The following is a 9881-nucleotide window of genomic DNA, read 5'->3' on the forward strand; positions in this document are numbered from 1 at the left end:
AGGAGGACTACATTATGAAAACACTTTTATTGAAAAACGGATACATTTATCCTATTTCTAGAGAACCATTTGTTGGTGATATTTTGATAGAAGATGGCATAATCAAGCAAATAGGGGAAAATTTGCAGGTTAAAGCAGAAGAGGTAATAGATGCAACAAATAAGTATATCTTACCGGGATTTATCGATGCACATTCCCATATTGGTTTGTTTGAGGAGGGTGTTGGAGCGGCTTACCAAGACGGAAATGAAGCCACAGACCCAGTTACCCCACAAGTTAGGGCGATTGATGCCTTTTATCCAGAAGACGCTGCCATCAAAAGAGCTCTATCTGGGGGAGTTACAACAGTGATGATAGTGCCAGGTAGTGCAAACCCTATTGGAGGGCAGGGGGCTATATTGAAGTTAAATTCTCAATTAACCGATGAAGCTATTTTAAGAGAACCTGCTGGGCTTAAAATGGCTTTGGGAGAAAATCCTAAAAGAGTATATGGTTCTTACAACAAAACTCCCTCTACTAGGTTAGGAAATGCGGCAGTAATAAGAGATTATTTTACAAAGGTTAGAAACTATATTGAAAAGAAGAAATCTGCAGAAAAAGAAGGGAAAGCTTTTACTGAGACAGATATCAAATTCGAAATTGGCGAGAAAGTTCTAAATAAGCAAATTCCAGCAAGGATTCACGCACACAGAAAAGACGATATTTTAACTGCGATAAGGTTATCTGAAGAATTTGGGTTTGACCTGGTTATTGAACACGCAACAGAGGCTTATAAAATCCCTGATTTTATTAAAGAAAAAAATATTCCATTGATTTTGGGACCTCTACTAGGTTTCAGAACAAAACTGGAAACAAGGGATATGCGGTTTGAGTCGATAAAAATAATTAATGAGAAGGGAATCTTAGCTTCATTGATGTCAGATCACCCAGTAACTCATTTAGAACACGCTTCAATACAAGCAGCTACTGCTTTAAGATATGGTGCCAAAGAAGAAGATTTGCTAAAAATGTTAACATTAAATCCAGCTAAAATTCTAAAGATAGAAAAGCATTTAGGAACGATTGATGAAGACAAAGATGCGGATTTGGTGTTATGGAGCGGTCATCCTTTTGATCCAAGAAGCGTTGTAGAAAAGACATTGATAAATGGAATTGTGGTTTATGAATTATAAAATTATTCACTAATTTTGTTCTAATTGACGATAATTGCCCATTATTGTCTATTTTTGCCTATAATCTACTCTCCAGAGGTTTGAAAAAAATTTCATAGTGAGTTACTATATATAATAGTAGTTATTTTTTAAAGGAGAGTGAAAAAATGAAGGCTATTGTAAAATCCAAACCAGGAAAAGGGTTATCCCTAGTGGAAGTAGAAGAACCAATTTTACAGTCTCCACACGATGTGAAGATTAAGATTTTGAAAGTGTCAATATGTGGGACTGATGTGCATATTTACGAATGGAATGATTGGGCAAAAGACCGAATTAAGCATTTCCCCCAAATCGATGGCCATGAATTTGTTGGAAGAGTAATCGAAGTGGGAAATGAGGTTAAAAACGTTAAATCTGGAGATTTAGTTGTTTCAGACAGCCATATACCTTGTGGTTATTGTTATCAGTGTAGAACAGGTAACATGCATGTATGCCAGAATTTAGAAATCTTAGGAGTGGATAGAGATGGTGTTTTTTCTGAATACACTGTTCTTCCAGATAAAGTTTTGATTAAAATAGACGAAGGCATACCTTTGAAATATGCATCTGTAATGGAACCTTTAGGAAATGCAATTTTTACGACAACCGCAGCCGATTTAAGAGGTAAGGTAGTTTTGATTGCTGGTGCGGGACCTATTGGCGCTATGGCGATAGAAATTGCTAAATTATCCGGAGCAGCTTATATTGTAGTGAGTGAACCTTCTGATTACCGGATCAATATGGCAAAATCATTGGGGGCTGATTTGGTTATAAATCCAAAGGAGAAGTCGGTAGTTGAAGAAGTATTAAAAATAACCTCTGGATTAGGAGCAGATGTCTTTCTTGAAATGTCAGGAAATGAAAACGCTCTGAATGAGGGTATAAAATCATTAAAAAGCACAGGAGTAGCATCTATCTTGGGGGTTTATCCTGAAAGCAAGGTAAAGTTTGAAATGAATACCGCGGTTTTTAAGAATCTTACTATTCATACGATTACTGGAAGAAAGATGTTTGAAACGTGGTATATGGCTTTAAACTGGTTGAAGTACCGTAAATTGGATTTAAGTAAAGTCGTTACACATGAATTCGACTTTGAAAATTTTGAAGAGGCTTTTGAATTGATGGCCAGTGGGAAAAGCGGTAAGATAGTTTTAAACGTTACAAAAGAGGAGGAGGTTTGATTATGGATTTTTATGAACAATTGAAAGAAGATTTGAGAAAACTCGATGATTCTGGTTTACTTATCACCATAAGAACACTTGAAAGTGCACAAGGTGCGTGGATCAATATTAATGGTAAAAAGGTTTTAAATATGTGTTCCAACAATTATTTGGGTTTGGCAAACAACGAAAGGCTAAAAGAAGCTGCTATCAATGCTGTTAAAAGCTGGGGTGTAGGTCCTGGAGCAGTTAGAACAATAGCTGGGACTATGAAAATTCATGATGAATTAGAAGAAAAGCTAGCGGAATTCAAAAAAGTAGAGGCCACTCTCGTTGTCCAATCCGGATTCAACGCTAATCAAGCAGTTATTCCTACTATAACAAATGAGGAAGATGGTATTTTATCAGATGAACTTAATCACGCAAGTATAATAGATGGGGTTAGGTTATCAAAGGCAAAAAGATATATATGGAAACACAAAGACTTAAACTCTTTGGAAGAACAACTTGCTAAAGCTCAAAAAGATAATTGTAGGAGAAAATTAATTATAACTGACGGTGTTTTTAGTATGGATGGAGATATCGCTCCCCTTCCAGGAATTGTGAAACTAGCTAAAAAGTATGATGCCTTAGTAATGGTGGATGATGCACATGGAGAAGGAGTGCTAGGAGAAAACGGAAGAGGAGTGGCTGATCATTTTAACTTGACTGACGAAGTGGATATAGAAATTGGAACTTTATCAAAAGCCTTTGGAGTTGTAGGTGGATTCATAGCAGGTAAAAAGGTATTAATCGATTATTTAAAACAACAAGCAAGACCATTTCTATTCTCTAGTTCTTTGTCACCAGCAGAAACAGCTGCAGCTTTAGAAGCAACAAAAACACTTTATGAATCTAACGAGTTAGTAAAAAAACTTTGGGATAACGCCAAGTATTTTCAAGGTAAGATAAAAGAAATTGGTTATGATATTGGAGTTACTGAAACCCCTATAACCCCTGTGATGATCTACGATGAAAAGAAAACAAAAGAATTTAGCTCAAAACTATATGAAGAGGGCATTTTTGCCTCTAGCATAGTTTATCCCACCGTTCCAAAAGGGAAAGCCAGAATAAGGGTAATGATAAGCGCTTTACACAGTAAAGAGGATTTAGACTTTGCCTTAAACAAATTTGAAAAAATAGGTAAAAGTTTTGGTATTCTATAAATTGTTGTGTGATTTTTAAATTTTTATGATATAATAAAGAAGAAAATCTTTTTTGTAATTTTCATTCCGGGTGGTGAGCGGGGTGAAGGGGCGCTAAGACAGTTTGAACATCACCAACATTAACGAAGATAATTTTAAATTTAGAAATTTATTTTAAAGCTAATTTTAAGGATTCTATAGACAGTAAAATATAAAAAGATAGGAGGGATTGTGGTGAAATCAAAAATTGTATTGGTATTGGTATTAACAGTATCTCTTTTTGCGATGGCTTCTTTAACCCTTGATTGGGGAAGAGTATACACCCTTGGTGGATCTCAGGAGATCTTCGATGTAAAATCAACAGACGATGGTGTTTACCTTTTTGGATACACCAACGAAAAAGGATTCAACGAAGATATTCTAATTTTACAATTTGATCAAGAAGGAAATGTCGTTTATGAAAACAAGTTAGGTGGAAATTACAACGATTGGTCAAATCAAGGAATTTTAACGTCTGATGGAGATATCGTTGTTGTTGGAACCTCTAATTCTTATGGTAGTGATTCAGATTTCTATGTTTCAAAAATTGGTAAAAACAAATTCTCTACCAACATTAATAAACTAGGTAACGATAAAGGTTCTGCTGTTGTCGAAGTAGAGGATGGTTATGTTGTAATAGGCTACGGTTCCGATCCTGATACATTAAATCTGAGAGGTAAAATGGTAAAACTGAATAAAGAAGGAAAAGTTGTATTTGAAAAATGGCTCCCTTACTTTGTTGCTGGTTCTGACACCAAACCTTTGAGTATTCAAAAAACTTCAGACGGTAATTTCATCATTGCAGGTACGGTAGTAGAATTATTCGAAAATAAGACCAAGTTCTATTTGACTAAGGTTGATCCCAATGGAGAAGAAATCTGGACAAAAGTTTTTGCTCCCAGAGATTATGCTAGAGGATTCGATGTTAAAGAAGTACCTGGAGGCTACGTAGCAGTTGGTTATGAAGGTTCATGGGATTCAAAGTGGTCAGATATATATGTTGTAAAAGTTAACCCCGATGGAAATATTTTGTGGGAAAGTTTTTATGGAGATGTTGAAAGTGATCACGGTTATTCAGTTGCCGTAGGCCCCAATGGAAATATATACGTTGCAGGATATGTTACAACCCTTAATGGAGACAAAGATTTTGCTATACTTGAATACGATAATAACGGTAATTTACTGAGTGAAAAATCTCTTGGTGGATACGGTGATGATGTCGCTTATGCAATGGATATTGATGATAATGGAAACCTTTATGTTGCTGGGTATTCTCAATCAGCAGATCTGGGTGCAGATGCTCACAAAGATGTCTTTATTTTAAAGTACACAGTAAAATAAATTTTAAACCGCCCTTATAAAATGTTGGGGCGGTTTTAATTTTAACTACCTTATTTTATCTTTTTGTTTCAAATAAATCCTTAAGTTTATAGCATCAGCTGGATTTATGCCAGGAATCCTTAGGAGTTGTCCAAAAGTTTCTGGCTTAATTTTTTTCAATTTTTCCTTTGCTTCATAGGCAATGTTGTTAATTTTGTCGTATTCTATATCGCTCGGTATCTTTTCTTTTTCGAGCTCTTTCATTTTCATAATCTCATCGTGCATCCTTTGAAAATATCCGTTATATTTGAAGTGAATGTCAATTTGTTCTATCACTTCTTTTTCTTCAACTGCTTCTTCATCTAAATGCTTCAAATCAGCATAAGATATTTCGCTTCTTTTGAGTAATTCACTCATGTGAACAGGATGGGTGATTTTTGAAGAGCCTTTTGAGGCTAAAATGTCGTTAACTTGATTAGGTGATACTTTAATTTGTTCCAATCTCTCTATTTGCTGATTTATTAGGTTTTCCAATCTGTAAAGTTGTTCGTATTGTTCTTTACTCAATAAACCGTATTTGTATCCATACTTATACAATCTTAAATGAGCGTTATCATGTCTGAGCAACAACCTGTATTCAGCACGGGAAGTCAGCAACCTGTATGGTTCGTCGACGCCTTTTGTGATAATGTCGTCGATAAGAACCCCAAGGTAAGCCTCGGACCTGTCAAGAACAAAAGGTTCTTCTCCCCTGATTTTTAAAGCAGCATTAATTCCTGCCATAAGTCCTTGACCTGCGGCTTCTTCGTAACCACTTGTACCATTGATTTGGCCAGCTAAGAATAATCCTTCTATTTTTTTTGTTTCAAGGTTGTGTTTTAATTGATTTGGATTAACAAAATCGTACTCAACGGCATAAGCGGGCCTTTCAATTATAGCATTTTCTAAACCAGGTATAGTTTTCAAAATCTCAATCTGCGCTTCAAAAGGTAAACTCGTACTCAATCCATTCAAATAGATCTCTTTAGAGTGTTTTGATTCCGGTTCAAGGAAAAATTGATGGGTATCCTTATTGAATTTCATAACTTTATCTTCGATTGAAGGGCAATACCTAGGACCAATGGACTGAATTAATTTTACATCTCCATACAAAGGAGAGAATGCAATATATTTTCTAATAACTTCGTGGGTCTTGCTGTTGGTTCTCCCTAAATAACAAGGATAATCCTTCGTTAAAGCTTTTGGTTGACTCCAGTAAGAAAAAGCGAGAGGTTCATCTGCGGTTTCTTGGATATCAAATTTAGAAAAATCGATAGAATCTTTCCTCACCCTTGCAGGTGTCCCGGTTTTAAATCTCGATACTTCTAAACCTTCTTTAATTAAAGAATATGTTAAGGAATTTACAGGAAGTTCTCCCATTCTACCAGCTTCAAAAGCGTTCCTACCAACAAAGATTTTGCCTCTCAAAAATGTTCCGGTAGTTAAAATCACAGCTTTAGCAAAGTATTTCATTCCTAATTCTGTTTCTAATCCGATTACTTTACCGTTTTCTACTAAAAGGTTTTTCGCTATTCCATGTCTCAAAATTAGATTTTCTGTAGTTTCTAAGATTTCTTTCATTTTTTGTGAGTAATCATATTTGTCAATCTGAGCTCTTAAAGCCCTAACAGCGATACCTTTACTTGTATTGAGCATTCTGACGTTGATCATCGTTTCGTCTGTTACCTTCGCTTGTACTCCGCCAAGTGCATCTATTTCTCTGGTTACAACGCCCTTCGCAGGTCCTCCGATAGCAGGATTACAAGGAGCCCATCCTAATGTGTCTAAATTTATATTCAATATTAAAGTATTCATTCCCATTTTAGCTGCAGCTATAGCAGCTTCAATCCCGGCATGACCTGCTCCAACAACAATAACATCAAAACTGTTTTCTTTGTTTTCCAAAAACGCTACCTCCATTTTTTATACTTTCTTTAGCGCCCCTAGGGAGTTTATCTTTTTTCTGTTTTTTATTATAGCACACAATGTTTAAAATACCTTTTCACCTTCGAAGATGGTTTCTTTCACGTTCAGGTCTTTGTCTAAAATGACAAGATTTGCGTAGTAGCCAACTTCAATCCTTCCCTTATCGTAAATATGTAGTTCTTGAAGTGCGTTGTATGAGGATACCTTTGCAAGTTCTTGTAGTGTACAATTGGTAAATCTTTTAAAATTTTTGACACCTTCGTTGAAAAGTAGCGTACTCCCAGCGATCGTTCCATCACTAAGTGTTGCTTGATTGTTTTTTACTATAACTGTTAAGCCACCCAATTCATATTCACCGTCTTGTAAACCTGCGGCAGCGATAGAATCAGTTATCAATATAATTTTGTCTGCTCCTTTTATTTTATATACCAACATTACAAACTCAGGAGAGAGATGAATTCCATCACATATCATTTCTATATTAAAATCAAAATAAAAGCCAGAACCTGTTCCTCCTATGTTTCGATGATGTAGTGGTGTTAATGCGTTTGAAAAATGGGTGATTCTGGTAACTCCTGATTCGAAAGCTTTTTTGAAGATATCAAAATTAGCTGAAGTGTGGCCTAATGAGATTACTATATTCTTTTCTTTAAGATAATTTGATGCCTCAATAAAACCGTTAACCTCTGGTGCCATGGTTATTAATCTCACTTTATCGTTAATTATCTCTTTTAATTCCTCCAAAGAAGGATCTCTTATATACTGAGGGTTCTGAGCTCCTTTTTTTTCTTTGTTTATATATGGACCTTCCAAATGAACTCCTTCGATTGAAGAACCTACATCGTCTATATTGTCCAAAACTTTTAAGATCTGTTCTTTAGAGGCTGAAACCGTTGTTGGTAAAAAAGTAGTTACACCGTATGAAAAATTATTTTTTGCCCAACTTTTGAACTCCTCGTTTGTTGCATGCATCGTATCTATACCCTTTTGTGCATGGGTGTGGGGGTCTACAAAACCAGGCATAACTATGGTATTAACATCTCTAGAATCATAATCTTTTTTTATTACTTTAGAAATTTTTTTGTCTCTTATTTCGATATCCCCAGTAAACTCTCCATTTATAGGATCCACAATTAAAACATTTTCTAATTTCATATTTATCTTATCCCCCCAATTTGACAGATTTCGAAAGATTCTTGGGTGAATCTGGATTGTATCCCATTTGTATGGCCTTTTTGTAACCTAAATACTGTATGGGAATGAGCCTTAGAGGAGCTTCAAATCCTTTCATATCTGGGATTTTTATATGTCCATCGGTAGAAATTACTAAGGCTTTTGTTCCCAACCCTTCGATATCATCGATCAATTTTTTCTCTTCTTTCATACCCTTTGAGTTTAAGATAACCAACGTTTTGTTTATGAGTGTGGATATAGGTCCATGTCTATACTCTAAAGGCTCATGGTATTCAACGTATTGTAAAGCCATCTCTTGGAGTTTTAGGGCACCTTCTTTTGAAATACCATAATTTTCATCGTACCCAAGAAAAACAAAATGTTCGTACTTTTCTAAAGCTAAGTGATCAATAATCTTTTCTGAATCTTCTAAGATTTTCTCACTGAAATTATAATAATCATTTTTTTCTATTCCGTTTAGCAACATTGCCAATATAAAAACAAAAGAACCGGTCATAACAACACTTTTTTCTTCAGTAAAATCTAAGGTTATATTCTCTTCACATTGTTCAGTGATTGAAGAATGCTTTGAAGATGTTATTCCTATGGTTTTTATGCCTTTCTGCCTTAATTTTTTTGCGGCTAAAACAGTTTCAGTTGATTCACCTGTTCTGGTTATTAAGATTGCAACATCACTGTCTGGAATATCATCAAAAAGCATAACATGTCCACCTGTAAGTACCTTTGCTTTGTAGCCTTTTTTGTTCAACATTTCTTTCATTATAAATCCAATATTATATGAAGAACCACAACCAACAAAAAGATATCTTTTCTCTTTTGAAAAAGAAAAATCAAACTCATTTAACTTACTTAAGAGATTTGGGGTTCTTCTTATTTCATCCAAAGTATAGTGCACTTTTATACTACCTCCTCACAATTATCTTTATTAACTTTCACGCCTTTCTTACTATCTTGAATTTGTACTTATCCCCTCTGTAAACTGACTTAACATATTCAATACACTTTTTATCTTCTATATAGGTATATCTTGTTCTCAAGGCTGCAATAGATCCTTCGCTTTGGGACAAATATTTAGCTTGTTCTTTGTTTAAAGTTGTTACCTCGAGAGTTTCAACAGCATGTGTGAATTTTATCCCGTATTCGTTAGTTAATATCCTATATAACGATTCTTTTGACATATCCCTTTCAATTATGTTCAATACCCTTATATCTGCATTGGGATTCAAATATGCTGTTTCGATTGCATACGGCTCTTCATCTAAAAATCGAATTCTTTTTAATAGTACTACCCTCCCATCTTTTGGAACTTTAAACTCTTCAACTAACTCGGCAGGAATTTCTATTAATCTGTTTTCTAACACAACGGATTTAGTTGAATGGCCTTGTTTAACTGCCTCATCGGTAAAACCTGTAAGCTTGGTCAATTCTTCTTCTTGTTTTTGTCCTGTATAAAATGTACCTTGTCCTCTTTTTCTTGTTATTAAACCTTCTTTTGACAGTTCCTCCAATGCTCTTCTTACGGTCAAACGTGAAACACCAAATTTATCGCATATCTCGTTTTCTGTTAACAACTTATCTCCTTTTTTATAATCTTCCTCTAATTCTCTTTTTAAGTCTAGATAAAGTTTATAATAGAGCGGAATAGGGGCTTCTTCCATTTTAATCGCACTCCTTTCTTATTGATATGTTTAAATTATATAATAGTTATAACAATAAGTCAAATTGAAGATTGATTTTTCTAAATTATATGTGCTAAAATAGTTGGGGTGGGCAGTGGAGCAAATGGGATAGACTTCTTCATCCTTAGAGGGTGGGGAGCGGGGTGAAGG

Annotated in this window: 8 protein-coding genes; 4 read left to right on the plus strand and 4 right to left on the minus strand. The window is 35.0% G+C overall.

What is annotated here, in order from left to right; genetic code table 11:
* Positions 1 to 14 precede the first annotated feature (14 nt).
* The 4 genes from X927_RS04210 (at position 15) to X927_RS04225 (ending at position 4914) form a co-directional block, all read left to right on the plus strand.
* A complete protein-coding gene (locus tag X927_RS04210; RefSeq protein WP_103076848.1) occupies positions 15 to 1172 on the plus strand; it encodes an amidohydrolase in 1158 nt (385 codons plus the stop codon).
* A 146-nt stretch (positions 1173 to 1318) separates the two neighbouring features.
* Complete coding sequence (tdh, locus tag X927_RS04215) at positions 1319 to 2371, plus strand: L-threonine 3-dehydrogenase (RefSeq protein WP_103076849.1); 1053 nt, start codon at positions 1319 to 1321, stop codon at positions 2369 to 2371.
* A gap of 2 nt (positions 2372 to 2373) precedes the next feature.
* The gene (locus X927_RS04220) at positions 2374 to 3555 is read left to right on the plus strand and encodes a glycine C-acetyltransferase (protein WP_103076850.1); all 1182 of its coding nucleotides are present in this window, start codon (positions 2374 to 2376) and stop codon (positions 3553 to 3555) included.
* Between the two features lie 213 nt (positions 3556 to 3768).
* Positions 3769 to 4914, plus strand: a complete 1146-nt coding sequence (locus tag X927_RS04225; RefSeq protein ID WP_103076851.1) for an SBBP repeat-containing protein — start codon at positions 3769 to 3771, stop codon at positions 4912 to 4914.
* Between the two features lie 45 nt (positions 4915 to 4959).
* Here the strand turns inward: X927_RS04225 and mnmG are convergent, their stop codons facing one another.
* From mnmG to X927_RS04245, 4 genes are all read right to left on the minus strand, one after another.
* Positions 4960 to 6837 (minus strand): tRNA uridine-5-carboxymethylaminomethyl(34) synthesis enzyme MnmG, encoded by a 1878-nt coding sequence (gene mnmG / locus X927_RS04230; RefSeq protein WP_103076852.1) that lies wholly within the window; start codon positions 6835 to 6837, stop codon positions 4960 to 4962.
* 84 nt (positions 6838 to 6921) lie between these two features.
* Positions 6922 to 8013, minus strand: a complete 1092-nt coding sequence (gene nagA, locus X927_RS04235) for an N-acetylglucosamine-6-phosphate deacetylase (RefSeq protein WP_103076853.1) — start codon at positions 8011 to 8013, stop codon at positions 6922 to 6924.
* Positions 8014 to 8020: 7 nt separating this feature from the next.
* Entirely contained in the window at positions 8021 to 8947 is a 927-nt protein-coding gene (locus X927_RS04240; RefSeq protein ID WP_103076854.1) for an SIS domain-containing protein, read from the minus strand.
* 37 nt (positions 8948 to 8984) lie between these two features.
* The gene (locus tag X927_RS04245; protein WP_103076855.1) at positions 8985 to 9710 is read right to left on the minus strand and encodes a GntR family transcriptional regulator; all 726 of its coding nucleotides are present in this window, start codon (positions 9708 to 9710) and stop codon (positions 8985 to 8987) included.
* Positions 9711 to 9881: the final 171 nt, after the last annotated feature.

Origin of the sequence: Petrotoga mexicana DSM 14811 (genome assembly GCF_002895565.1) — a bacterium.
Lineage (GTDB): Bacteria > Thermotogota > Thermotogae > Petrotogales > Petrotogaceae > Petrotoga > Petrotoga mexicana.